The following is a 21,711-nucleotide window of genomic DNA, read 5'->3' as shown; positions in this document are numbered from 1 at the left end:
ATACCCAGATCCCCAACTTGTTTGAGAAGTCGGGGATCTATTTCTTGAGAGTTATGAGTTATGAATAACTAGTTAATTCAAAACAATAACTGAAAATTCTTCACTTTACAAAAGTATGACGATCTCTCAACTTTTTAACTTCGCAAACCTTTTCGTGTTGCCTTTTTGGGCGTTGATGATTTTATTACCAAATTGGAAAGTTACACGGCAGATAATGTCATCATATTTGCCCTTTGTGCTGTTAGCTGGGGCGTATGTGTATTTGTTTATCAACAGCATTACGCCAGAAAATGCCCAAGCTTTATCGAATCCCCAATTAGCCGATATTGCGCGTTTTTTTACAGATGAAACGGCTGCTGCAACAGGTTGGATTCATTTTTTAGTGATGGATTTATTTGTCGGGCGCTGGATTTATTGGGAAGGACAAAAAACAGGTATTTGGACAATTCACTCCCTTGCACTGTGTTTGTTTGCTGGCCCTATGGGGTTACTGTCTCACATCTTGACTGACTGGATTACTAAGACATTTTTCCCTAAATCTCAGCAGAATGAAGCGGTGACGGTAGGAGAAAAAGCTGCGTCATAATGTAAGTAGGCGAGAATAAGGGACTTCCAAGAAATAAATTATCCAAAGAAACGAACCACAGAGACACAGAGAACACAGAGAGAGGAGAAATAGAGAGGCTTTTGGGTCAGTTTTTAGGACATTTTTTTATTTGGAAGTCCCTAAATCAAAGTAGATTAAGTAATGTAAAAAATCTTGAGATCAGTTCGTAGTGAGCGGCTCGATCCCTCAAATGAGGACTTTAGTCCTCTCTACGAGACGCTTTGCGTAGCAAGATCCCCGAAGGGGTACACTACAAACCCTGAATTATTCACGCCGCTCTACTTATGATAGGGTAGCACAGATGTGCTACCCTAATATTACCAATTACCTGATTTTAAAATCAATTAAGCGTTGTCGTGTCTATAGTCAGCATCTAACCAACAGCGTGGTAGAACTTCACCTGAAGGAAAAACAAGATTTTCTTTTTTAAAACTATTAGTTTGCTGTTCTTCTTGACCTTCTTGGTCTTTTGCGTGAACAACATCACTATTCGGATCAAGTAATTCCTGAATTTCAACAATCTTTACCAATTCGCCACTATCTTTGACTTGTAAAAGCATAGAAATTGCCTCAATGAGTTTGCATGGAAGTTCAAAGCGAGTCTCAAGATAAACTCGCTCAAATCTCAACCGATTTTGAACGCGGAGATTCCTTAATTGTTAAAGGAAATTTTTATCAGATATCCACACATAAATTACACGAGATTGATTGGTGTGTATCTGTTGAGTTAATTTTTATAAATATAGACACAGCAAATAGATACCTAATCCAGAACCTCAAATCGAATCAGGGAATGCTGATTAATAAAATTGTCCAACTAAGATGATTTTAGTTTTAGTGATTAGAAATCACGTTGATATTTTTCCAAAATATCTACTAAAGTCACCTGACATTGCAGGGGTAGTAAATCGATTAAAGGAATTTCACGTTTCCCGCCGCCAATTTTTATTGGAATCGATGCCAAGACTTGTAAAACTCGGTCTTCGTTAACAGTGTTGGAAGTAATTAAAGGATACAGTTGCTCGGCAACAACTGTATGCAGTTTGGCATTAGATAAATAAAGATGCCATTTGGCAACATCTATGTAGACGCTTTCGCCAATTTCAGCTGCTAGGGCTTCTAGTAGTTCTGTGGTGTTAGTCTTAGCCATAAAAATAACCCTACATTAAGAAAAAGTGCGAAATCTCAGGCTTTTTTACATTATGGCTCAATTAACAGCCTAATTCTACTACCAGAGGTTACAATCACCCCAGCATGAGTAATCCATCTTCAGGTGGATTTGGGTGGAGTTTCGCTGTAGTTAGCGATCGCAGCAATATAAATTAGATGTACCAATACTATTGCTGTCCAACTTGCAGTCAATAACGGCAGCCACTCCCAGGTAGTGGCTTTTAAGATATGGAAAAACCATAACCCAGAATTAATAGTACCAGCGATCGCCAGATGCACGGCAAAATTCATCCGGTCATCGATCTTGCGGTAATCAGGGTCTTTGCGATCGGGTTTGCGAGGCCAACGAGGAGGCATAAATATTTGTTACAGATTAAATACACCCTACTCATTCTAAGCTTTTTGGGGCATCTAAAGAATAGGGAGTAGGGGTATGTTGTAAGCTGATTACATAATTATTGAATTAAATTACGGGGTCTTTTATGCAGTTGCGCTCACTCACAGTTGTTTTTATTTCTTGTCTCATCACCTTTCTCTCGTGGGCGATCGCTCCCCCATCTCTAGCCCTGACACAGATTAAACTATTTGATGTATCTTATAAAGATTGTCCACCAGAACTAGCACAAGGGGCTGTTATCAGTAGTGGTAGTGCGGCTGCTAATTGCTTTATTGTCATTGGCAAGGCAGAAAATGGCACTAATAAAACAGTCTACGACGCAGATATTTTTGGACGCATCTATGATGCCAACAATGACTCAGTGATGCAAAACCGCACTCGTTTAGGCTCTATTGTCGAGGTGCCACCAGGAATTAGCGATTTTGAATTGAGAATTTCTGTACCTGCAAATCAGCCTACTCCGTTGAAGCTAAAGCAGTTCAAGGCTGCCGGCTTTAGCGGTCAAGTACGTAAGTAATAAATCTTAAATTTTCCCGCTACAAGTCCCGCACTTGATCCAAAGATTCAGTATCGAGATGAATAGCGGTTAAATACGAATAGTCACTTCAGAGAGTGAATCGGTAAACAATAATCTCTTCTATAAATTCTAAAACTTTTCTATCGTAGAATATGGCATCAGTTTTAAACTATTGCATCCATAAGGGACTTGCGTGAAAATAAAGTACCAGTAAACCGAGTTTCGACTGCGCTCAACTCTCGACGGCTGAGGGTTGAGCACAGCGATGCACTGAGCGTAGTCGAAGTGTCGAAACCCGGTTGGTTGGGACACTATTAACCCGCAGATCCATAATTATTATTAGCATTCACACTGAATAAGTCTGAGCTTGTTAGCCCAGACCTAAAATTTATTAGTTGAACATGGAGTAAACTGCAAATTCTGTGTTATCAGACGGATTGCAGACCACCACCTACTATTTGAAGCAGTATAATAGCTAACATTGGTGAAAAATCCATACCGCCCAGTGGGGGAATGATTGAGCGGAACAGATTTAGATAAGGATCGGTTATCTGGCTCAAAGTGGTAAATGGTTGGTTGTACCAGTTGATATTTGGGAACCAGGTCAATAGAACCCGAATAATTAGCAAAACAGTATAAATCTGAATGAAAGTAGCCAAGGTGTTAATCAGAAGGTACATGGATTTTTTGGTTTCCTACTAAGTGTCAAACGCGGTCTTATCTTTATAATTTTAATTTAGTCCATGCCATGCTGTTTGCGGATTCTACACTTGACACTTTCACCACGCCTGAACAAACTTCAGGAGTCTTTAGTGAGGGAGCGGTCATTGCTTGCTTGGGGTGAACCGCTATTCACATTTCCCAGCTGATTTCGGACTTCATCGATTGTGGCATTTAGCTGGGCAATTTTATCTTCTAGCGATCGCCTGGCCGTTTCTATGCCAATGCTCTCACTTTCTGAGGCTTTCATCTGACGACGCTTTGCTGCTATTCTCTTAGCTTCGGCTTGGCTATCTGTCAGTTCTGTCTCCTCCTCTGCTAGCAATTGGGGATCGCGTCGAGAAGCAATCAGTGCGCCGATAACACCGCCAAATACACCACCAACAAACGCCCCTGCTATAAAACCACTACCAAAACCATCTCGCTGACTCATATCTTTACCGCCTTCAACAAACCTTGCAACTTTTACAGTAGTTATGCTATTTTCTCCTACCCTAGCTGCATACTAGCTTAAGTCCCAAAGATGCGATCGCCTGCATCTCCCAATCCCGGTACAATATATCCCTTGCTGTTCAGTTTTTCGTCAATAGTAGCGGTGTAAACTATTAAACCTGGATAAGCTTCACTCAATTTTTGCAAAGCTGGTGGAGCCGCCACTACACAAACAATCCTGGTCAGGGATGGGTCGGCACCCCGTTGTGTCAATTCTGCCATCGCCGCCATAATTGACCCTCCAGTTGCCAACATTGGATCGGTAATTAACACTCGTGTTTGGGGGTCAAATTTTTCTGGTAACTTGTTCAGATAACAATGAGGTTGCAGTGTCTCTTCGTCTCGCGCCAAGCCCAGGTGATAAATTGATGCCAATGGTAATAAAGTCTGCGCTCCCTCAAGTAATCCTAGTCCAGCCCGCAGAATTGGTACTACTGCCATCGGCACTTGCGGATCAATCACCGTTGCTGGACAGATATCCAAGGGACTCTGCACCGATATTTCTTGGGTCGGCAACCAGTCTCGTGCAGCTTCATAAGTTAGCCATCTTCCCAACTCAGTCATGGCACTGCGAAATAATACTGAAGGTGTGCCTGCATCACGGGCAACTGCCAGCCAGTGTTTGATCAGAGGATGGGGTGGAACGTAAACGCGCAATTGTAGCGTCATAGCCAGAAATAGGCGCCTTTTTATTGTACAAGAACTGAAACACCATAATACTCTTTCCTGCATCCGGCTGACAGCTAAAAATTTACGCTCTCAATTTTATTGATAAATATTTTCATTAGTAGTTGACATAAATTCTCAGTCAAGGCTATATTCTTAGAAAGTGTTCTCCTCTCTTTTAAGGATCGGCAGACGGGATTAGCCAGCAGTAGCAGGCTCGTCCCTCTTTTTTTTGATTGGGCCTTGGGCATTGGGAATTGGGGAGAATAACTAATTACTAATAGACTTATCCGTAAAAGAAAAAGACCCCTCTCCAAACCTCTCCCCGTTGGCGTCAGCCTGTCGTCAGACAAGCGGAGAGAGGCTTTAAAAACCCCCTTCCCTGGTAGGGAAGGGGGGAAGGGGGGTTAGGTTTGCGTATAATTGTGTGGGATCTAAATCTTTTCTGGAGATGTCTAATGACTAATGACTAAAATGCAAGATATTGATGCGATTGTGATTGGTTCTGGGATTGGTGGATTAGTAACAGCGACCCAGTTAGCGGCGAAGGGAGCGAAAGTACTGGTACTGGAGCGTTATTTGATTCCAGGTGGTAGCGCTGGTTATTTTGAACGCCAAGGCTATCGATTCGATGTTGGCGCATCGATGATTTTTGGGCTGGGACAGAACGGTACTACTAACTTACTCACCCGTGCATTATCAGCTGTAAATGTCAGCCAAGAAGCGATCGCAGATCCGATACAGATTCACTATCATCTACCCCAAGGTTTAGACCTGAAGGTTGACCGGGTTTATGAAAAATTTTTGCAAAATCTTACTGCTCATTTCCGCCATGAAGAACAAGGGATTCGTCGCTTTTATGACGAATGCCAAAAAGTATTCAAGTGCCTCAACAGCATGGATTTGCTGTCGCTGGAAGAACCTCGGTATCTACTGCGGGTATTTTTCCAGCATCCTTTGGCGTGTCTCGGTTTAATTAAGTATCTGCCCCAAAATGCCGGGGACGTGGCGCGGCGTTACATCAAAGACCCGCAATTATTGAAATTTATCGATATGGAATGTTATTGCTGGTCGGTGGTTCCATCAGACATGACACCAATGATTAATGCGGGGATGGTCTTTTCTGACAGGCATTATGGGGGAGTTAACTATCCTAAAGGCGGAGTGGGACAAATTGCCCAAAAACTGGTGGAAGGTCTAGAGAAGGCTGGAGGTAAGATTCAGTACCAAGCTAGAGTCACGAAAATTCTTACAGAACAGGGAAAAGCAGTAGGTGTGCAACTGGCTGATGGTAAAGTATATCGGGGTAAACGCATAGTTTCTAATGCTACACGCTGGGATACATTTGCACAATTACTACCAGTAGATCAGATGCCAGATAATGAGAAAAAATGGCAACAAAATTATCAAAAATCTCCCAGCTTTTTGAGTTTGCATATCGGGGTGAATGAGTCAGTTTTACCTGCGGGGACAGAGTGCCATCATATTTTGCTAGAAGACTGGGAAAAGATGACAGCAGCAGAAGGCACAGTTTTTGTTTCGATTCCCACATTGCTTGACCGAGATTTGGCACCTAATGGATATCACATCATTCATGCTTTCACACCTCACTGGATTGATGATTGGCAAGAACTTTCTCCGAGTGAGTATGAAGCGAGGAAAGAAGAGGCAGCTTGGCGAATTATTGACCGCCTAGAGAAGATTTTTCCAGGTTTAGATGCTGGATTAGATTATTTAGAGGTGGGGACACCTCGCACCCATCGCCGCTTTTTGGGTCGTGAAGATGGCACTTATGGGCCAATTCCTCGGCGGAAGTTGTGGGGGCTATTAAATATGCCCTTTAATCGCACAGCTATTCCAGGACTTTATTGTGTAGGGGATAGTACCTTTCCAGGTCAAGGTTTGAATGCAGTAGCTTTTTCTGGGTTTGCTTGTGCCCACCGCATTGCCGTAGATTTAGGATTGTGATTACAGAACTTTTTATAATTGTGCTTTAATGGTGGGCGGCTTTTGTTCGTTTAAGAATCTTCCTCACACACAAAGCGATCGCTAATGCTACTCACACACAAAGAAAACATTGTAAAATTTAGCTGGTTTCTACCCAGTTTCTTAAGCTTGCTGCTGTTTGGCTCCCCTGTCAAAGCGACTATGATCGCAAATTGGCATTTTGATAGCAATCGCAATCATCTAGACTTCACCACAGATGAGAATATTCAACCGAAAGTACAACTACTTACCAACCCAACTCGTTTGGTAATTGATTTGCCTGGAGTTACACTAGGATATCCACAAACTAGTCAAAGAGTAGGGTTAGTAATTCAAAATATTCGCATCGAGCAGTTTAACGCAGAGACTACCCGCATGGTAGTTACTTTAGCACCAGGTTACACCTTTGACTTAGCACAGGTGAAACTGCAAGAGGAATCGCCTAATCATTGGTCTGTGCAGTTACCCAAGCCATTACCACTGACTGCAACCCAGCCGAAATATCTAGAAATCACTCCGAGTATTTCTCCAACAGTGAGTGATAATAGCACTCTGTTTGCTGGCGTGGTTCCGATGCATTCACCGATGAAAGCGCTGGAACCTCAAATTAAAGCCTTGATGAGTCGCTACAGTTTTCTGAAAACAGGAATGTTTTTCTTGGATTTGGATACTGGGGATTATTTAGATATTGGAGGCGATCGCGTTTTCCCGGCTGCAAGTACGATTAAATTACCAATTCTCATCGCCTTTTTCCAGGATTTAGATGCTGGTAAAGTCACCCTTCAGGAAATACTTACCATGCGGCGTGACTTAGTTACCAATGGTTCTGGAATTATGCAATATGAACGAGTTGGTAAGAAGTACACGGCTTTGGAAACCATCACTAAGATGATTACTATCAGTGACAATACCGCCACTAATATGATTATCGATCGCTTGGGTGGAGCGGCGAAACTAAATCAGCGCTTCCGTAGTTGGGGACTGAAAGACACAGTAATTCGTCATCTTTTAGCTGACTTGAGAGGGACTAACACCACCAGTTCTCAAGATATGGCGCGGGTGCTGGCTTTGGTTGTGAATAACAAGCTAGTTTCTTTACAGAGTCGAGAACAAGCCTTAGATATTCTGCGTCACACCACAATTCACACACTACTTCCCGCCGGTTTGGGGAAAGGTGCAGTTATCGCTAACAAAACCGGAGATATTGGTTTTCTCATCGGCGATGCGGGATTTATTACTATGCCCAATGGTAAGCGCTACTTGGCCGCCATCTTCGTCACCCGTCCGTATAAGGACACCAGGGGGAGAGACTTTATCCGTCAAGTTTCCCGATTAGTCTACGATTATTTGAATCAGCCAAATCCTGTAGCTACGCTTGAGTCGCCTAACAGTACTACGAGGTATTAAAAAGGCGGTTGGTATTGTAGCATTTCCTAATCACATGAGGTACATCATAGTCCCCTCCTCGCTTGCGGGGAGGGGGTTGGGGGTGGGGTTCTTGTATCTCACTCAAGCGAGAACCGCTATAGATTAGATAATTGTGATTTTTCTTGCGGCTTTCGTAGCTTTTTCCCTAGCCTCTTCGACATTCACACCCTTCGCCAAAGCTACGCCCATTCGTCGATATGGATGGGCATTAGGTTTACCAAATAATCTAATATCTACATCTTTTTCTGACAAAGCATCGGCTACACCTGTAAAAGCAATAGAATCAGATTTTTCGGAAGCTAAAATTACCGCACTTGCTGATACTCCTAGCTGTTCTATATGAGGAATTGGCAAGTCTAAAATAGCTCGTAAATGTAGTTCAAATTCATTGAGATTTTGTGAGATTAATGTCACCATTCCCGTATCGTGGGGTCTGGGAGACAGTTCGGAAAAAATAACTTCATCTTTGGTAATAAAAAATTCAACGCCAAAAATTCCGGCTCCTCCTAAAGCATCAGTGACTTTTATCGCTATTTCTCTTGCTTTTAATATCTTATCTTCAGAAATTTCTGCGGGTTGCCACGATTCTTGATAATCTCCTCGTTCTTGGCGATGACCAATAGGAGAACAGAAAATTGTCGGTGCATTCCACTGTTTAATTGTCAATAAAGTTATTTCGATTTCAAAGTTAATAAATTCTTCGACGATGACCTTTTGACTATCTCCTCTAGAATTAGCGATCGCATAATTCCAAGCCTTCTCAACCTCACTCTTATGCTGCACTACAGACTGACCTTTTCCAGAGGATGACATCACAGGTTTAACAACATTAGGAAAGCCAATTTCATCAGAAACGGTAATCAATTCTTCTAGAGTTGTTGCATAACCATATTTAGCCGTTCTGATGCCTAATTCTTGATGTGCCAGTTCCCGAATTCTATCACGATTCATTGTATAGTTAGTAGCCGCCGCCGTCGGTATAACTGTAATCCCTCGCTGCTCAAATTCAATCAGTTTTTCTGTTCTGATTGCTTCAATTTCTGGTATAATAATATCTGGCTGGTGTTTGGTCACTACAGCTTCTAAATCATCAGCACTGAGCATAGAAATCACTTCATAAGCATCAGCAACTTGCATAGCTGGAGCATTGGCGTAGCGATCAACAGCAATTACATAATTACCAAGACGTTGAGCTGCGATCGCAAATTCTTTGCCTAGTTCTCCTGAACCCAGTAACATCAATTTTTGGGGCAACTTAATATTCATTAACTTATCCAGTCAATTTCAACTCAATCATCTTATAATTTTTTGTGTTTTAATTATCATTTTCTGAATAATTAAATCTAGCTCCACGTAGTTGTAAATCTTGACGTTGCAGATGATTTAAACCAGTACCTACGCCAAGCTGACATTTATCTACTAAAGTCTCTAACCAAATAGTCTCGTTAAGAGTTGCACCTCGTAAATCTGCATTTCTCAAGTCAGCTTTGGTAAAATTTACAAATAAAAGGTCTGCATCGATTAAACTACTACCTCGGAGATTTACTTCTGATAAGTTTCCTCGAATGAAGTTTACACCATCTAAAATTAAACCAGATAAATCTGCTCCTACAAGATTAGGAAACTTTAACTGACTTGGATATTTTAAAAACCGCATTATACAGATTATGTTTGCTTCATTTAGCTGTATTTTTGTTAAAAAATCATAACGAGCTATACCCAGTTTTTCAAGAAGTTGTAGACGCTGTGGGGGACTTTGTTCTAGAAACTGGATGGCTGTATAACGTAAGTCTTGAGTAGGGATATTTAACATTATTCTTAGATAGTCGTGATATTTATGCCGATTAAAAATTTAACCGTCAATTTAGGCAAATAATAAATAATATCATGTCCGCTTGATTACTTACTCAACCCCAAGAACCCCACCCCCAACCCCCTCCCCGCTCTTCGAGAGGAGGCTAAGATATACCTCATGTGATTAGGAAACGCTATAAGTGAAAAACAAGAACCCCGACTTCTCAAAGAAATCGGGGTTCTAACATTATCGATAACTACTTACCTAACGTCCTACTAACAATGCTTTCGTAGCAGATTCGCCCGCTAATCTCACGCGCCTTGCCAACTGGAAGTTTAACAACGCTAGAACACTTAACTCAGCTAGGAATGCCATAAAAATTGTTGTCACCCCAGAGTATTCTATAGCTGCCCAAGGAAAAGTTGAAAATAACCAGACAGTAGGATATTTCGATGGGGAGATGTCAATAAATTGTAGAATCATCGGTGGTAGAAACATTGCTGTTCCTAAAGTTCCAACTGCCCAGAAAGAACGCTTGGGAGTTTTTAGCAAAAGTATTAATTGGGCGATGGTAGCGGAAATCATCATTAAGCTGATAGACAAACCTATAGCTAAAAGTACTTTAAATCTGTCAATATCATTACTCAGCCAAGTTTGGCGATCGCTTGCATCAAAAACAGATGTAAGTGAAATCCAAACTAGCCAGGGGATAGTAACAATTGTCAGATTAATAGCGATCGCCACAAGTGCAGGGCTTTTTTCAGCCGAAATTAGATCCTGCCATAATTTTTTCCGGCTAGAAACTCCTTGATGTCGGTATCTTGCCCAATCTTGTACATCTTGACGATGAGGGGAAAGAACGACAATCAAACTTAAAATCAACAGGGAGTTGTACACTGCCAGCAAAACGAGATTTCCCGCAACCCGTTCATCCCATGCTTGATTATTTAGACTAATTTGTACGCTAAATCCCCACATCATCAACTGGCAAAACGCTACTAGAAAATAACTTTGTTCCTTGCTGATTATTGACGCTTGAGGATTACGGAAGCAACGTTTAAGAGCTTGGAAAATACCGTAACTACATAATCCAAAGTTCAGCAAATGGAAACCAACAACACTAAAAACACTTGTCCCTAATGGTAAATAGAAAAACTGCAAGTTTCTCAGGGGAGAACCATCGTATACATCAAACAAGTTAGGAAATAGATAATTTGTTACATCCCAAGGATTAAAAAGTCTAAACCAAGCAGTTGAATTATTTAAAGTGCTGTTATCAGACGATGCCGCCACCATTGTTATGAACAAAAAAAGCAAAAGTAGACCACTACCTAGCCAAGGCTGAAAACCGCTAAAGGAACGACTAAATAAACCAAATAGTAGTGCAGCACTGTAGAAGAAAATACAGCTAGCAGCAACGATTGCGTAGTAACTCAAAATGTAATTAAAGGCAATTTGGGCAGAAAGTCCAGCCCACAGATGTAAAGGAAGTGCTACTAAGATGAACAGATAAATTAAACTCGGAACTCCGAGCAATTTCCCAGTCAATATACTTGTTTCTGATTGGGGACTGAGACGGATAAAATTCAGTGTGCCGCGACTTTCTTCTTTCGCTAAATCGTTAATTAGCAAATAAGTTCCGGCAACTAATAGTGTAAATATAAAAATTACACTCAGCGTCAGGAATGTATGTTCCCAATGCTCTCGCCACCAATTATCATCGGCAAATTCGTGTAACTGATATGAAAAAACTAACCATTGCAGTACTAAGGATATTGTAACTGCGATCGCTACATTAAAAAATTTCAGCCGTCCTTTGAGTTCCCGGAATAGTTGCGGATTCCAATCGCCGATTTTGTCTATTAAATTGGGCATCATAGAAAAAAATCTCCAAAAATGGGGAGTGATATTTATTGACGTATTAAGATGCTTGTTTGTGACCTAATTTTAAGAAAATACTTTCTAAGTCTTCTTGTGTGCAGTGAAAATCAGTCAAAGGAATGCCTGCTTTGATGAGCGATTGCAACAACTCAGCACTATCTTCATCTTTGCCCGAAAAATTCACCCGCACGCTGTTTTTTCCTGTTATTACCTCCCAATGTTCTACTAAAGGATGATGTTTTAGTTCGCTCAAAAGCGTCTCTAGGTTCCCCAAAGTTGATAACACAATTTGCTGATGGGCTAGACGTTGATAAAGTTGCTGTAGGGAAGTACTTTCTACCAAAAAGCCAAGTTCCATAATTCCCACAGAAGTACAGAGTTCCGCTAAATCACTGAGAACGTGGGAAGAAATGATCACAGTCATCCCAGCTTCTTGCAAAGCCTTAATGATTTCCCGAAATTGCATCCTAGCAATGGGGTCAAGCCCAGAAACAGGCTCATCTAGTAATAGTAAAATTGGTTCGTGGATAACGGTTCGCGCTAAACTTAAGCGCTGTTTCATCCCCCGCGACAGAGTAGAAATCTGACTATTACGTTTATTCCCAAGTTGGATTAGTTCTAAAACCTCATGTAAGCGTTGAGTGCGGCGTGGTTCTCGCAAACGATACAGACGCGCAAAATAATCTAGGTAATCCCAGACTGTTAAATCCTCATATAACGGGTAGTCATCGGGTAAGTAGCCTAGACGACGCTTGAGTTTGGGGTTACTCTTGTCACGGAGCAGGCGATCGCCATTAATATAAATCTCACCCGTAGTTGGTTCCTCAGCAGTCGCCAACATACGGATGAGAGTTGTTTTACCCGCGCCATTAGGCCCAATCAGTCCATATACTTCCCCCGCCTGAATTTCTAAATCAACATCATTGACAGCAACGTGTCGGTCAAATTGCTTAGTTAATCCACGAGTGCAAATTGCTAATTCTTTTACCATTGCTGCTGGGGTGCGGCTTGAGATTAACACTTAACCTAACCTCTTTCTATAGCTTTTGTCAGTCTGGTTTCCGAAATTGAAACTGAATTTTTGTAAAGTTGCTTTGCGTAATGGACATTATTTGCACTACTTCATCAAAGCTTTAAATAGTACCAATATTTAACTTTTGCTACTGGGAATACTAAAACTAGAAATCTCTAGGTCTTCTCAGTTAATCAGGTAAAAATTGTATGGATTTTGAATCGATTATAAATATACCTGTTATCGGGCAAACTATTACTTATGCTATTGACGATGGTAGGCAATGGGGACTATGTTTTACCAACAACTTTTATTGGGCAGGTAATAGAGATAACATTGCAAATTTGATGATATTAGAGTCAACCGTTTGGTCAGTAGGCAACGGTATTTTCAGTGGATTCATCGGACTAGCCGGAATACCTACTGATATTGGGATTACTTTGTATTCCAATGTGAAACTAGCATCAGCTCTTTTTACCCTTTATGGCATTGATATAAGAAGCGAATCTGCGCGAATACTAGTTTTAGCTGCTGCGGCTGGAGTGAGTGTATCTGAACTGGCTAATCAATTAGGAACTAAAGTAGGCTCACAAGCTATTCAAAAAGCTTTGATGTCTATTCCTGGGAAAACTTTTGCTGAGATAAACAAAGCTTTAGGAATTAAATTAATCTCCAAAGCAGGCGAGAAAACTTTAGTCAACGTAGCAACAATGATGCCTTTTATCGGCTCTGCTGTCAGTGGTACAGTAAATGGTCTAATGATGAATGCTTGCGGATATTCGGTGATTGCCTTCATCAAGGTTTGGAATAGGTCATAAATTGGTAAAAGTAGCAGAGGCGAATGGCACTAAGTTAAGATACAGCCCTTGCCCCTACTGGTTCCCAGCCTGGAGGCTGGGAACCCATTCTGAGAGGGCTGCCGCCTCCTCTTTCTTGACCGGAGGCAGCAGCCCATTCGGAATACATTCCCAGCCTGGAGGCTGGGAACGAGGTTAGATAAGTCTTTGGGCTTTTCTTAGTGCCATTCGTAGCAGAGGCATTGTTGTATGTCTCTGAAGAGGAACGATAGCAAATTGAAGCCCGGATTGCAGTGTTGCTAAAGTCTTCAATGACAAGCAGACAGGAGTCCATAGCCAAGCTAAAGCAGACAATAATTTAGGTTCTGACTACCAGCCGCAGCAAAGAAAAGTCAAAAGTTAAAAGATAAATTTGTCATGATGGTAAAAATCACCCATCTACCTATTAACTCAGCACACAAGATGACTGAAGCAACAGCAACTCGTCGCAACACCTACATCCAAGAAACCGAGCCAACGATTCATTACCTGGTGGCAATGTCCCAACCAGAAACCCATCTGTTTGAGGTGACTTTACGCCTTGTAGATTATCCCTCGCCGATTCTCGATTTAAAACTGTCAGTATGGACACCCGGTTCCTACTTAGTCCGGGAATACGCCAAGAACTTACAGGATTTTGTGGCTTTTGCAGAAGATAAGCCTTTACCTTGGCGGAAAATCAGTAAAAATCATTGGCAGGTAGACAAAATAGGTGTTTCAGAATTAACTGTACGTTACCGCATTTTTGCCAATGAGCTATCAGTACGGACAAATCACTTAGATACCACCCACGGTTATTTTAACGGTGCAGCACTATTTTTTAGAATACCAGGTTGGGAAAACCAACCCATTGGCGTCACCATCGTACCATCACGCCCAGAATGGCAGATAACTACTGCTTTGCCACCCGTTGATAAAGAAACAAATACTTTCTTAGCTGGCGATTTTGATACTCTTGTTGATACTCCCTTTGAGATTGGTAGCCACCAATTATATAAATTTGAGGTTTTGGGAAAACCCCATGAACTGGCAATTTGGGGACAAGGTAATTTCCAAGCCCAGCAGTTAATTGCTGATATCCAAAAAATCGTCGAGGTAGAAGCGCAGATGTTCGGCGGTTTGCCTTATGAAAGATACGTGTTTTTGCTACATTTATTTAGCCAAGCTTTTGGGGGTTTAGAGCATAAAGATTCTTGCTCCTTGATTTATCACCGTTTTGGATTTCGCGCTCAGGATAAATACGATCGCTTTCTCCAATTAGTGGCACACGAGTTCTTACACTTGTGGAATGTCAAACGAATTCGCCCAAAAGCATTAGAGGTTTTTGATTACGATCAAGAAAACTACACACCATCATTGTGGTTTTGTGAGGGTACTACTAGTTACTATGACTTGTTAATTCCTTTACGGGCGGGAATTTATGATGTTAAGTCGTATTTAAATCACTTGGGTAAAGAAATTACCAGATATGAAACGACACCAGGGCGCAAGGTACAACCCCTTTCCGAGTCGAGTTTTGATACCTGGATAAAACTCTATCGCCCGGATGCCAATAGCGGTAATTCTCAAATGTCCTACTATTTAAAAGGAGAAATGGTATCGTTATTGCTAGATTTACTGATTCGCTCTATTCACGATAATCAGCGCTCCCTGGATGACGTGATGCTGAAAATGTGGCTGCAATTTGGGAAAGCTGAAATTGGGTATACCCCAGAACAGTTGCAGGAAGTTATAGAATCTGTTGCCGGCATCGATTTGACTGATTTCTTGAAACGCTACATTGATGGCACTGATGATTTACCCTTTAATCAGTATTTAGAACCCTTTGGCTTGCAGTTGGTAGCTGAACAGCAGGAAGAACCTTACTTGGGTGTGAAAATAAATACAGAAAATGGGCGGGAGATGATTAAGTTTGTGGAAACTGCCTCACCTGCACAAGTAGGGGGAATTGATGCAGGTGATGAGTTGTTAGCAATTGATGGCATTAAGTTAGCGGCGGGTGGCTTAAGCGATCGCCTGAAAGATTACCAACCAAAAGATAAAATTGAAGTCGCAGTTTTCCACCAAGACGAGCTGCGTAGTTATTCAGTCATCCTCGCGTCACCACATCCCACTAGATATCAAGTAAAACCTGTTGAGCATCCTAACTCCACACAACAGCAAAACTTTGCTCGATGGCTGGGGGTTGCGATCGCAACTGTTTCATAAAGGGAATTGGGAATTGGGAATTGGGAATTGGGAATTGGGCATTGGGCATTGGGAAAGAGGAGGCAGGAGGCAGGAGGCAGAAATAAATTCTTTAATTTTGAATTTTGAATTTTGAATTGATTTCTCCCTCATCTCCCAGTCCCTAGTACAACACGGCGTAAATAAACCACCCATTCAAAATCAATGAAATGCTTACGCTGTATTAATTTTGACTTTTGACTTTTGACTTTTGACTTCCGCCTTTCGGTACTAGTCCCTAGTCCCTAGTCCCCAGTCCCCACTTCTAAGGCGTTCTCACTGCCCCAGAGTAAATCAAACCCCGTTGCAGATCCAGCGTTATAATCGCCCCATCCCGAATCACTTTCGTTGCTTGCTTCACGCCGACAATTACTGGCACACCCAGACGTAAGCCAATGACCGCCGCGTGACTTGTGAGACTTTCCTCTTCCGTAATAATCCCGGCAGCTTTCCGAATTGCCTCCACAAAATCAGCACTAGTGCGGGGTGCAACCAAAATGTCTCCGGGATTAAAGTTACTAACATCCATACCAGTATTCGCCACCCGTGCGCGACCACTGACTAAACCTTGTCCGAGTCCAATTCCGTGACCTAGTACCGCCGTCACCACTTCTACCTTAATCAAATCCGTGGAGCCGGAAATTCCCTGGAGTGTGCCAGCAGTCATCACGACTAAATCTCCCTCAGACAGTAACTTAAGTTCCTGAGCTACGTTAATCGCAGCTTGAAATGTCTGACCAGTGGAAGGTAATCCTAGTACTAACAACGGTTTTACTCCCCACACCATCTGTAGCTGCCGTGCTACATTCACATGGGGTGTCACTGCCAAAATCGGTGTACGCGGACGGAACTTAGAGACATTGCGAGCTGTCGCCCCAGTTTGCGTTAGGGTCATGATTGCTGCTGCACCTAGTTGTTCGGCAATTTGACCAACAGCTTGACTTATGGCATTAGGAATGGAGCGGCGGGCATCTCTCGAAGAACGCAAATTTAAGTGTTGAACTTCTTCCTGCTCCATCCGCTCGGCGATTCGTGCCATCGTCGCCACTGCTTCTACAGGGAAGCTACCCACTGCGGTTTCATTGGAGAGCATCACCGCGTCCGTACCATCTAAAATCGCATTTGCCACATCCGATACTTCGGCGCGAGTGGGACGGGGATTGCTCACCATGCTGTCTAACATCTGAGTAGCAGTGATGATGGGAATCCCCAAGCGATTAGCTGTGGCAATTAGCCGCTTTTGGAGTACGGGAACATCTTCTGCGGGCAATTCCACCCCTAAGTCGCCTCTGGCAACCATTACGCCATCACACAAAGCTAGAACCGCCTCCATTTGTTCTATAGCCTCGTGCTTTTCAATTTTGGCAATCACTGGCACTTGCTTGCCTGTACTAGAAATTAGTTCTTTAATTTCGATCATGTCCTGGGGATTGCGGACAAAAGAAAGTGCTACCCAATCCACACCCTGATCTAGACCAAACATCAGATCCTCTCGGTCTTTGTCGGTCATTGCCTTAATTGACAGGTAAACGCCGGGAAAGTTTACGCCTTTGTTGTTAGAAAGCTTACCAGGTACGGTGATGCGACAATGTAAATCACCTTTGTCTCGATTAATCTCCTCCACCACCATTTCTACTCGCCCATCATCAAGGAGGATTTTTGCACCAACGGGGACTTCTTCGGCTAAATGATCGTAGGTGACGCAGCTAATTTCTTGCGTACCGACCACCGGGCGATTTGTCAAGGTGAAGCGATCGCCTTTTGCTAAAACTATCGATCCGTTGTCAAATTTCCCCAAGCGAATTTTTGGACCCTGCAAGTCTTGGAGAATAGCCACTGGCTGATTTAATTCAAAAGCGGTTTGCCGAATTAAGCGAATACTACGCTGATGGTCGGCATGAGTTCCGTGGGAGAAATTTAGCCGCAGCGTCGTGGCTCCCGCTTCAATAATCGCCTTGAGCATTTCAGGACTGCTAGTGGCGGGGCCAATAGTAGCGACAATTTTTGTCCGGCGCAGAGAATCTCTTAGTTGCATAGGGGCTGAAGTTAGGGAGCTATCTGGGAAGTTATCGTAACTTAAGTGGCATCTCCTTTTCAGTTACTGCTATATCAATAGATATAAGCAGTTAGAGAGGGTTTATGGGAGAGTGGGGGCTGTGGGATAGACTAGATATACTACATCAATTTTGTATCCATCCTCCCCAAGAAGGAGTTTCTGCCATAAACTTCTTGCCGATTCTCATACCTCACTTATCAGTAAAGACTAGGCTTCGTCTGGAATCATAGCGTTATTCATCTGCTGATATGCGAAGATGTAGATAAATATTGCTATACAAAACTTTGCAAAAGTTTATTATTCCCTAATATTCATCAGGATTCTCCGAGAAACCCCGTCGCTCTTACTCGCGGGGAGGGATAGGAGGCGAGTGAGGAGCCTCACCCCATTCAAAACCGACTCTTCATCGCTCTCGGAATATGGGGGTGAGCGACGAATGAGCAAATCTTCGACATCACCGAAGAGGCGGAGGGGCAGGGAGCAGGGGGCAGGGGGAGCAATCCCTGTCCCGAAGCCGTGGAGCGGAGCGAAACATGGGTTGAGAGCAACGCCCTTCTAGGGCGCTCTTACTGGGGCGGAGTACAAGCTCCGTCTCAGTTTTCCCCCTTGCTCCCTGCCCCCTGCTCCCCTGCTTCTTTTGACTACGCCTTTGTTGTTGTTTTCGCTATAGAATGGGGATATCAGCGAAACTAATGCTTATGTACTTGACTCAGAAAAACCAAATACGCGATCTTAGTAAGACCGAATTCTTGGCTCTGAGAGAGTTGTGTCGATTGAGTAAGAACCTCTACAACGTGGGTCTTTACACTCTTCGACAATATTACTTTCAAGAACATAAGCACTTGCGCTATGAATCTGCTTACCATCTATGCAAAGACAACGAGAACTATCAAATTCTCAACACTGACATTGCACAGCAAACATTGAAGGTAGTAGATAGAACATTTCGCAGTTTCTATGGATTGATTAAGGCTGTTCGATCTGGAACATTTCAGCAGAAGGCGAGGCTTCCTCACTACTTGCCTAAAGAGGGCTATTTTGTGCTGATAATTCCGCGAATCAAAGTCAAGGATGGAAAGTTTCAATCTGGGAATGAAAGATGGCATTAGTATTGGCAGTCGGAATAACCAAAACTTTGTCCAGATCCCTTTCTATTCTTTGAGAAACAAACTTAAATCTCTCTGTGAGCGATATGGGTTGATCTATCAAGAGCAAGAAGAATCTTACACCAGTAAAGCGAGTGCTTTGGATGATGATGAAATGCCCATCTACAATGCCGACAAGCCGGTTGCCTACCAGTTTTCTGGTAAGCGAATTAAGCGAGGATTGTATAGAAGCAAGGAAGGACATTTGATTAACTCAGATACTAACGGTGCTGCAAATATCGGACGTAAAAGTAAGCAGAATGGTTTTACCGGACTGTGTAGAGGCTGTTTGGCACAGCCGTTAAGAATCAAAGTCTACTAAGGCTTTGCCGTCTTGAGAATCCCCGTCTCTTTAGAGCGGGGAGTGTCAACGTATATTTGTAATGTTTGGTAAAGAAGGAGTCAATGTCAGAAATGATCGCATCGGAGGCACAAAAGCCACTGACAATCCCACCCAAGGAATTTTTAGCGCCTCCTGGTGATTTCAATCCCACACTACTGTTGTTTTCTGTAGCTGTGACAATGCTGGTACTATCCAACTTTGGTTACTGGCTTTGGGAATGGCCGCACTGGCTATGTTTTAGCATTAATACCATTGCCTTGCATTGTGCTGGAACGGTAATTCATGACGCCTGTCACCAATCTGCTCATCGTCACCGGGTGATAAATGCGATGTTAGGGCATGGCAGTGCTTTGATGCTAGCTTTTGCTTTTCCAGTATTTACGCGGGTGCATTTACAGCATCATGGCCATGTCAACCATCCTAAAGACGATCCAGATCATTATGTCTCTACTGGTGGTCCTCTGTGGCTGATTGCGGTGCGGTTTTTGTACCATGAGGTATTTTTCTTTCAACGGCGACTGTGGCGGAAATATGAGCTATTAGAATGGTTCATCAGCCGTTTAATTGTTGGTGTAATTGTTTATATATCAGTGCAGTACAACTTTTTGGGTTACATTCTGAACTTTTGGTTTATCCCGGCTTTTGTGGTGGGGATAGCACTGGGATTATTTTTTGACTATTTGCCCCATCGTCCTTTTGCCGAGCGCGATCGCTGGAAAAATGCTCGCGTCTACCCTAACCCAGTTCTCAATATTCTGATTATGGGACAGAATTACCACTTAATTCATCATTTGTGGCCTTCGATTCCTTGGTATAATTACCAACCTGCGTACTATGTGATGAAGCCCCTGTTAGATGAAAAAGGGTGTTATCAAACTTCAGGATTGTTGCAGAAAAAGGACTTTTTTGAGTTTGTTTATGACATCTTTTTAGGAATTCGGTTTCATCATCAAAAAGAATAGAGTTGTTGTATGAAGTGAGTTTAGAACTATTTGCCACAAGATTAAATGGCGATCGCACCCCTTGTATACTCAAGCTGTTGATTCAAATTTGCATTTGGGATGCGTAGACGCAGCCCAACCTAGGCATCGCACTTTTAGTTGGTACAAGAGTAATCAATTGGATCGCTCTCCAAACAAAGCCAAATCAGTAATTTTGGTTGGTGATGTATGCGAGCAATCGCAGTAATTAAACTCACACAGAACGCCAATTTTCGATTTGCAAGTTAGGTACTCTTTGAAATTCTCGGACATTAGATGTCACCACAATATGATTATTGATTACTGCGGTGGCTGCTATAAGTACATCATAAGCACCAATAGGTGAACCAGCTAATTTAAGAAAGCTTCTGATGTAGGCTGCTTGTTCTGCTTCTTTTGAGTCAAAAGGTAAAATTGTAATTGAACCTAATAATATTTCAATAATTGATTGGATTTTAACAGCGCGTTGTGGGTTTATAGCTAATCCATATTTCACCTCCATAACTGTTAGAGATGAAACAAAAATTTCAGTAGGAGAGATTAACTTTATTCGCTTGAGGGTGTTTTCTTCTCCTTTGACAAAATCACTAATTACGCAAGTATCCAGTAGATAACCCATACATAATTAAAGTTCTATTTCGTTCGGTGGTATTAGTTCCTCTCGATATGATTCAAAGATAATACTTTCTTTTATACCTGAATATTGCATGATTATTTCTGGCCATTGGCTGGGTTTAGTTTCTAGGAAGGTGACAAACACTAAACTTTCAGTGATACCTTCTGGTGTTTCAGCTAATTCAATTTTGCCGTTTTTATAAATTCCTTGAATTGTTTTTAACATATAGCTTACCTCCTACATAAATTTTAATCTATAGGACTCATATTTGATTGTTTAAAAAATTTAGTATAACTCAAAGAGGCTTCTTGACTGTTGTCCGTTGAAATTGATGGACAAGAACTCATCTTTGACAACATCCACCCCGAAGGAATTTCCAGAGTAAGCTGGATTAATAACCTATACTGCCCTGCCCAAGATTTAGGCGGCAATTTCCAAATCACTGAAACCGATTTTTCAGCTAGAGGGACAGATGGTTGATTTGTATGACCTAATCCACAATATACAGAAACGTCCTGCCATGTATTTCGGACGAGCTTCTATATCAAACCTCCGCACTTTTCTGGCAGGTTACTGTTTTGCCCGTCGCCAGATGGGAATTACTCAAACACTTCAAGAACAGCAATTTTCAGAATTCCAAACTTGGATTCAGCAGAGATTTAATTTAGCTTATAATCAGACTTGGGATCAGATTATTCTATTTTTCTCCCAAGATGAACATACTGCTTTAGAGCAGTTTTTCAACCTGTTTGACGAATTCATCCAAACAGAACATCCTAGAGGACCTCAACCGAATACAACAAATAATTTGATAGTGGTTTCAGGAACTCAACAGTAA

The 21,711-nt window shown here is 42.2% G+C and carries 25 protein-coding genes; 12 read left to right on the top strand and 13 right to left on the bottom strand.

Annotated features, from left to right (window positions below; all coding sequences use genetic code 11):
• Window positions 1-115 precede the first annotated feature (115 nt).
• Entirely contained in the window at window positions 116-586 is a 471-nt protein-coding gene (locus tag V7K97_RS27145; RefSeq protein WP_334804080.1) for an ABA4-like family protein, read from the top strand.
• Between the two features lie 365 nt (window positions 587-951).
• On the opposite strand, the gene V7K97_RS27140 is transcribed toward V7K97_RS27145, so the two are convergent.
• Window positions 952-1,167, bottom strand: a complete 216-nt coding sequence (locus V7K97_RS27140; protein WP_334804079.1) for an acetyltransferase — start codon at window positions 1,165-1,167, stop codon at window positions 952-954.
• A gap of 23 nt (window positions 1,168-1,190) precedes the next feature.
• On the opposite strand from V7K97_RS27140, the gene V7K97_RS27135 reads away from it, so the two are divergent.
• A complete protein-coding gene (locus V7K97_RS27135; protein WP_334804078.1) occupies window positions 1,191-1,433 on the top strand; it encodes a hypothetical protein in 243 nt (80 codons plus the stop codon).
• 15 nt (window positions 1,434-1,448) lie between these two features.
• Here the strand turns inward: V7K97_RS27135 and V7K97_RS27130 are convergent, their stop codons facing one another.
• Together V7K97_RS27130 and V7K97_RS27125 are read right to left on the bottom strand one after the other, a co-directional pair.
• Window positions 1,449-1,757, bottom strand: coding sequence for a DUF3181 family protein (locus V7K97_RS27130; RefSeq protein WP_334804077.1), 309 nt, complete (start codon window positions 1,755-1,757; stop codon window positions 1,449-1,451).
• Between the two features lie 119 nt (window positions 1,758-1,876).
• A complete protein-coding gene (locus V7K97_RS27125; RefSeq protein ID WP_334804076.1) occupies window positions 1,877-2,134 on the bottom strand; it encodes a hypothetical protein in 258 nt (85 codons plus the stop codon).
• Window positions 2,135-2,259: 125 nt separating this feature from the next.
• Between V7K97_RS27125 and V7K97_RS27120 the strand changes: the two genes are divergently transcribed.
• Window positions 2,260-2,691 (top strand): biotin carboxylase, encoded by a 432-nt coding sequence (locus V7K97_RS27120; protein ID WP_334804075.1) that lies wholly within the window; start codon window positions 2,260-2,262, stop codon window positions 2,689-2,691.
• A 428-nt stretch (window positions 2,692-3,119) separates the two neighbouring features.
• On the opposite strand, the gene V7K97_RS27115 is transcribed toward V7K97_RS27120, so the two are convergent.
• From V7K97_RS27115 to upp, 3 genes are all read right to left on the bottom strand, one after another.
• Window positions 3,120-3,371, bottom strand: a complete 252-nt coding sequence (locus V7K97_RS27115; RefSeq protein WP_334804074.1) for a YggT family protein — start codon at window positions 3,369-3,371, stop codon at window positions 3,120-3,122.
• A gap of 119 nt (window positions 3,372-3,490) precedes the next feature.
• On the bottom strand, window positions 3,491-3,844 hold the full coding sequence (locus V7K97_RS27110) for a hypothetical protein (RefSeq protein ID WP_334804073.1): 354 nt from the start codon (window positions 3,842-3,844) through the stop codon (window positions 3,491-3,493).
• Window positions 3,845-3,921: 77 nt separating this feature from the next.
• On the bottom strand, window positions 3,922-4,572 hold the full coding sequence (gene upp, locus V7K97_RS27105) for a uracil phosphoribosyltransferase (RefSeq protein WP_334804072.1): 651 nt from the start codon (window positions 4,570-4,572) through the stop codon (window positions 3,922-3,924).
• A 462-nt stretch (window positions 4,573-5,034) separates the two neighbouring features.
• Here upp and crtH point away from each other — a divergent pair, with 462 nt between their 5' ends.
• Window positions 5,035-6,537: a carotenoid isomerase gene (gene crtH, locus V7K97_RS27100; protein WP_334804071.1), complete on the top strand. Its 1,503-nt coding sequence runs from the start codon at window positions 5,035-5,037 to the stop codon at window positions 6,535-6,537.
• 84 nt (window positions 6,538-6,621) lie between these two features.
• Window positions 6,622-7,962, top strand: a complete 1,341-nt coding sequence (locus tag V7K97_RS27095) for a serine hydrolase (protein ID WP_334804070.1) — start codon at window positions 6,622-6,624, stop codon at window positions 7,960-7,962.
• A gap of 123 nt (window positions 7,963-8,085) precedes the next feature.
• Here V7K97_RS27095 and purT read toward each other — a convergent pair whose 3' ends face one another.
• The 4 genes from purT to V7K97_RS27075 all read right to left on the bottom strand — a co-directional run bounded on the left by purT (window position 8,086) and on the right by V7K97_RS27075 (window position 12,650).
• Entirely contained in the window at window positions 8,086-9,249 is a 1,164-nt protein-coding gene (purT, locus tag V7K97_RS27090) for a formate-dependent phosphoribosylglycinamide formyltransferase (RefSeq protein WP_334804069.1), read from the bottom strand.
• 49 nt (window positions 9,250-9,298) lie between these two features.
• Entirely contained in the window at window positions 9,299-9,796 is a 498-nt protein-coding gene (locus tag V7K97_RS27085) for a pentapeptide repeat-containing protein (protein WP_334804068.1), read from the bottom strand.
• 246 nt (window positions 9,797-10,042) lie between these two features.
• Window positions 10,043-11,656: an ABC transporter permease gene (locus tag V7K97_RS27080; protein ID WP_334804067.1), complete on the bottom strand. Its 1,614-nt coding sequence runs from the start codon at window positions 11,654-11,656 to the stop codon at window positions 10,043-10,045.
• Window positions 11,657-11,699: 43 nt separating this feature from the next.
• Window positions 11,700-12,650 carry an ABC transporter ATP-binding protein gene (locus V7K97_RS27075; RefSeq protein ID WP_334804181.1) on the bottom strand — a complete coding sequence of 317 codons (951 nt, stop codon included), beginning with the start codon at window positions 12,648-12,650 and terminating at the stop codon, window positions 11,700-11,702.
• Window positions 12,651-12,880: 230 nt separating this feature from the next.
• Here V7K97_RS27075 and V7K97_RS27070 point away from each other — a divergent pair, with 230 nt between their 5' ends.
• Together V7K97_RS27070 and V7K97_RS27065 are read left to right on the top strand one after the other, a co-directional pair.
• Complete coding sequence (locus tag V7K97_RS27070) at window positions 12,881-13,489, top strand: hypothetical protein (RefSeq protein WP_334804066.1); 609 nt, start codon at window positions 12,881-12,883, stop codon at window positions 13,487-13,489.
• A 441-nt stretch (window positions 13,490-13,930) separates the two neighbouring features.
• Window positions 13,931-15,715 carry a M61 family metallopeptidase gene (locus V7K97_RS27065; RefSeq protein ID WP_334804180.1) on the top strand — a complete coding sequence of 595 codons (1,785 nt, stop codon included), beginning with the start codon at window positions 13,931-13,933 and terminating at the stop codon, window positions 15,713-15,715.
• Window positions 15,716-15,998: 283 nt separating this feature from the next.
• Here the strand turns inward: V7K97_RS27065 and pyk are convergent, their stop codons facing one another.
• Complete coding sequence (pyk, locus tag V7K97_RS27060) at window positions 15,999-17,768, bottom strand: pyruvate kinase (protein WP_334804065.1); 1,770 nt, start codon at window positions 17,766-17,768, stop codon at window positions 15,999-16,001.
• A 713-nt stretch (window positions 17,769-18,481) separates the two neighbouring features.
• Here pyk and V7K97_RS27055 point away from each other — a divergent pair.
• The 3 genes from V7K97_RS27055 (at window position 18,482) to crtR (ending at window position 20,239) form a co-directional block, all read left to right on the top strand.
• A complete protein-coding gene (locus tag V7K97_RS27055) occupies window positions 18,482-18,898 on the top strand; it encodes a hypothetical protein (RefSeq protein ID WP_334804064.1) in 417 nt (138 codons plus the stop codon).
• Complete coding sequence (locus V7K97_RS27050) at window positions 18,882-19,256, top strand: zinc ribbon domain-containing protein (RefSeq protein WP_334804063.1); 375 nt, start codon at window positions 18,882-18,884, stop codon at window positions 19,254-19,256. Before V7K97_RS27055 ends, V7K97_RS27050 begins: the two co-directional genes overlap by 17 nt.
• Window positions 19,257-19,348: 92 nt before the next feature.
• Window positions 19,349-20,239, top strand: a complete 891-nt coding sequence (gene crtR / locus V7K97_RS27045; RefSeq protein ID WP_334804179.1) for a beta-carotene hydroxylase — start codon at window positions 19,349-19,351, stop codon at window positions 20,237-20,239.
• A 232-nt stretch (window positions 20,240-20,471) separates the two neighbouring features.
• On the opposite strand, the gene V7K97_RS27040 is transcribed toward crtR, so the two are convergent.
• The gene (locus tag V7K97_RS27040; RefSeq protein ID WP_334804062.1) at window positions 20,472-20,876 is read right to left on the bottom strand and encodes a type II toxin-antitoxin system VapC family toxin; all 405 of its coding nucleotides are present in this window, start codon (window positions 20,874-20,876) and stop codon (window positions 20,472-20,474) included.
• Window positions 20,877-20,882: 6 nt separating this feature from the next.
• Entirely contained in the window at window positions 20,883-21,098 is a 216-nt protein-coding gene (locus V7K97_RS27035) for a hypothetical protein (RefSeq protein WP_118167444.1), read from the bottom strand.
• A gap of 90 nt (window positions 21,099-21,188) precedes the next feature.
• Here V7K97_RS27035 and V7K97_RS27030 point away from each other — a divergent pair, with 90 nt between their 5' ends.
• Together V7K97_RS27030 and V7K97_RS27025 are read left to right on the top strand one after the other, a co-directional pair.
• Window positions 21,189-21,353, top strand: coding sequence for a papain fold toxin domain-containing protein (locus V7K97_RS27030; RefSeq protein ID WP_334804061.1), 165 nt, complete (start codon window positions 21,189-21,191; stop codon window positions 21,351-21,353).
• The gene (locus V7K97_RS27025; RefSeq protein ID WP_334804060.1) at window positions 21,346-21,711 is read left to right on the top strand and encodes a hypothetical protein; all 366 of its coding nucleotides are present in this window, start codon (window positions 21,346-21,348) and stop codon (window positions 21,709-21,711) included. Before V7K97_RS27030 ends, V7K97_RS27025 begins: the two co-directional genes overlap by 8 nt.

The sequence above is a fragment of the Nostoc sp. genome (genome assembly GCF_036917815.1).
GTDB lineage: Bacteria > Cyanobacteriota > Cyanobacteriia > Cyanobacteriales > Nostocaceae > Nostoc.
Note: the sequence above shows the minus strand (reverse complement) of the source record. Positions and strands in the feature narration are given on the sequence as shown.

What these genes read in the sequence shown, in the direction of transcription:
- crtH (WP_334804071.1), top strand. Translation starts at nt 5,035, where the DNA reads ATGACTAAAATGCAAGATATTGATGCGATTGTGATTGGTTCTGGGATT.
- V7K97_RS27145 (WP_334804080.1), top strand. Translation starts at nt 116, where the DNA reads ATGACGATCTCTCAACTTTTTAACTTCGCAAACCTTTTCGTGTTGCCT.
- V7K97_RS27050 (WP_334804063.1), top strand. Translation starts at nt 18,882, where the DNA reads ATGAAAGATGGCATTAGTATTGGCAGTCGGAATAACCAAAACTTTGTC.
- V7K97_RS27065 (WP_334804180.1), top strand. Translation starts at nt 13,931, where the DNA reads ATGACTGAAGCAACAGCAACTCGTCGCAACACCTACATCCAAGAAACC.
- V7K97_RS27125 (WP_334804076.1), bottom strand. Translation starts at nt 2,134, where the DNA reads ATGCCTCCTCGTTGGCCTCGCAAACCCGATCGCAAAGACCCTGATTAC.
- V7K97_RS27075 (WP_334804181.1), bottom strand. Translation starts at nt 12,650, where the DNA reads ATGGTAAAAGAATTAGCAATTTGCACTCGTGGATTAACTAAGCAATTT.
- V7K97_RS27130 (WP_334804077.1), bottom strand. Translation starts at nt 1,757, where the DNA reads ATGGCTAAGACTAACACCACAGAACTACTAGAAGCCCTAGCAGCTGAA.
- upp (WP_334804072.1), bottom strand. Translation starts at nt 4,572, where the DNA reads ATGACGCTACAATTGCGCGTTTACGTTCCACCCCATCCTCTGATCAAA.
- V7K97_RS27110 (WP_334804073.1), bottom strand. Translation starts at nt 3,844, where the DNA reads ATGAGTCAGCGAGATGGTTTTGGTAGTGGTTTTATAGCAGGGGCGTTT.
- pyk (WP_334804065.1), bottom strand. Translation starts at nt 17,768, where the DNA reads ATGCAACTAAGAGATTCTCTGCGCCGGACAAAAATTGTCGCTACTATT.
- V7K97_RS27025 (WP_334804060.1), top strand. Translation starts at nt 21,346, where the DNA reads ATGGTTGATTTGTATGACCTAATCCACAATATACAGAAACGTCCTGCC.
- V7K97_RS27035 (WP_118167444.1), bottom strand. Translation starts at nt 21,098, where the DNA reads ATGTTAAAAACAATTCAAGGAATTTATAAAAACGGCAAAATTGAATTA.
- V7K97_RS27120 (WP_334804075.1), top strand. Translation starts at nt 2,260, where the DNA reads ATGCAGTTGCGCTCACTCACAGTTGTTTTTATTTCTTGTCTCATCACC.
- V7K97_RS27070 (WP_334804066.1), top strand. Translation starts at nt 12,881, where the DNA reads ATGGATTTTGAATCGATTATAAATATACCTGTTATCGGGCAAACTATT.
- crtR (WP_334804179.1), top strand. Translation starts at nt 19,349, where the DNA reads ATGATCGCATCGGAGGCACAAAAGCCACTGACAATCCCACCCAAGGAA.
- V7K97_RS27085 (WP_334804068.1), bottom strand. Translation starts at nt 9,796, where the DNA reads ATGTTAAATATCCCTACTCAAGACTTACGTTATACAGCCATCCAGTTT.
- V7K97_RS27080 (WP_334804067.1), bottom strand. Translation starts at nt 11,656, where the DNA reads ATGATGCCCAATTTAATAGACAAAATCGGCGATTGGAATCCGCAACTA.
- V7K97_RS27140 (WP_334804079.1), bottom strand. Translation starts at nt 1,167, where the DNA reads ATGCTTTTACAAGTCAAAGATAGTGGCGAATTGGTAAAGATTGTTGAA.
- V7K97_RS27095 (WP_334804070.1), top strand. Translation starts at nt 6,622, where the DNA reads ATGCTACTCACACACAAAGAAAACATTGTAAAATTTAGCTGGTTTCTA.
- purT (WP_334804069.1), bottom strand. Translation starts at nt 9,249, where the DNA reads ATGAATATTAAGTTGCCCCAAAAATTGATGTTACTGGGTTCAGGAGAA.
- V7K97_RS27055 (WP_334804064.1), top strand. Translation starts at nt 18,482, where the DNA reads ATGCTTATGTACTTGACTCAGAAAAACCAAATACGCGATCTTAGTAAG.
- V7K97_RS27135 (WP_334804078.1), top strand. Translation starts at nt 1,191, where the DNA reads ATGGAAGTTCAAAGCGAGTCTCAAGATAAACTCGCTCAAATCTCAACC.
- V7K97_RS27115 (WP_334804074.1), bottom strand. Translation starts at nt 3,371, where the DNA reads ATGTACCTTCTGATTAACACCTTGGCTACTTTCATTCAGATTTATACT.
- V7K97_RS27040 (WP_334804062.1), bottom strand. Translation starts at nt 20,876, where the DNA reads ATGGGTTATCTACTGGATACTTGCGTAATTAGTGATTTTGTCAAAGGA.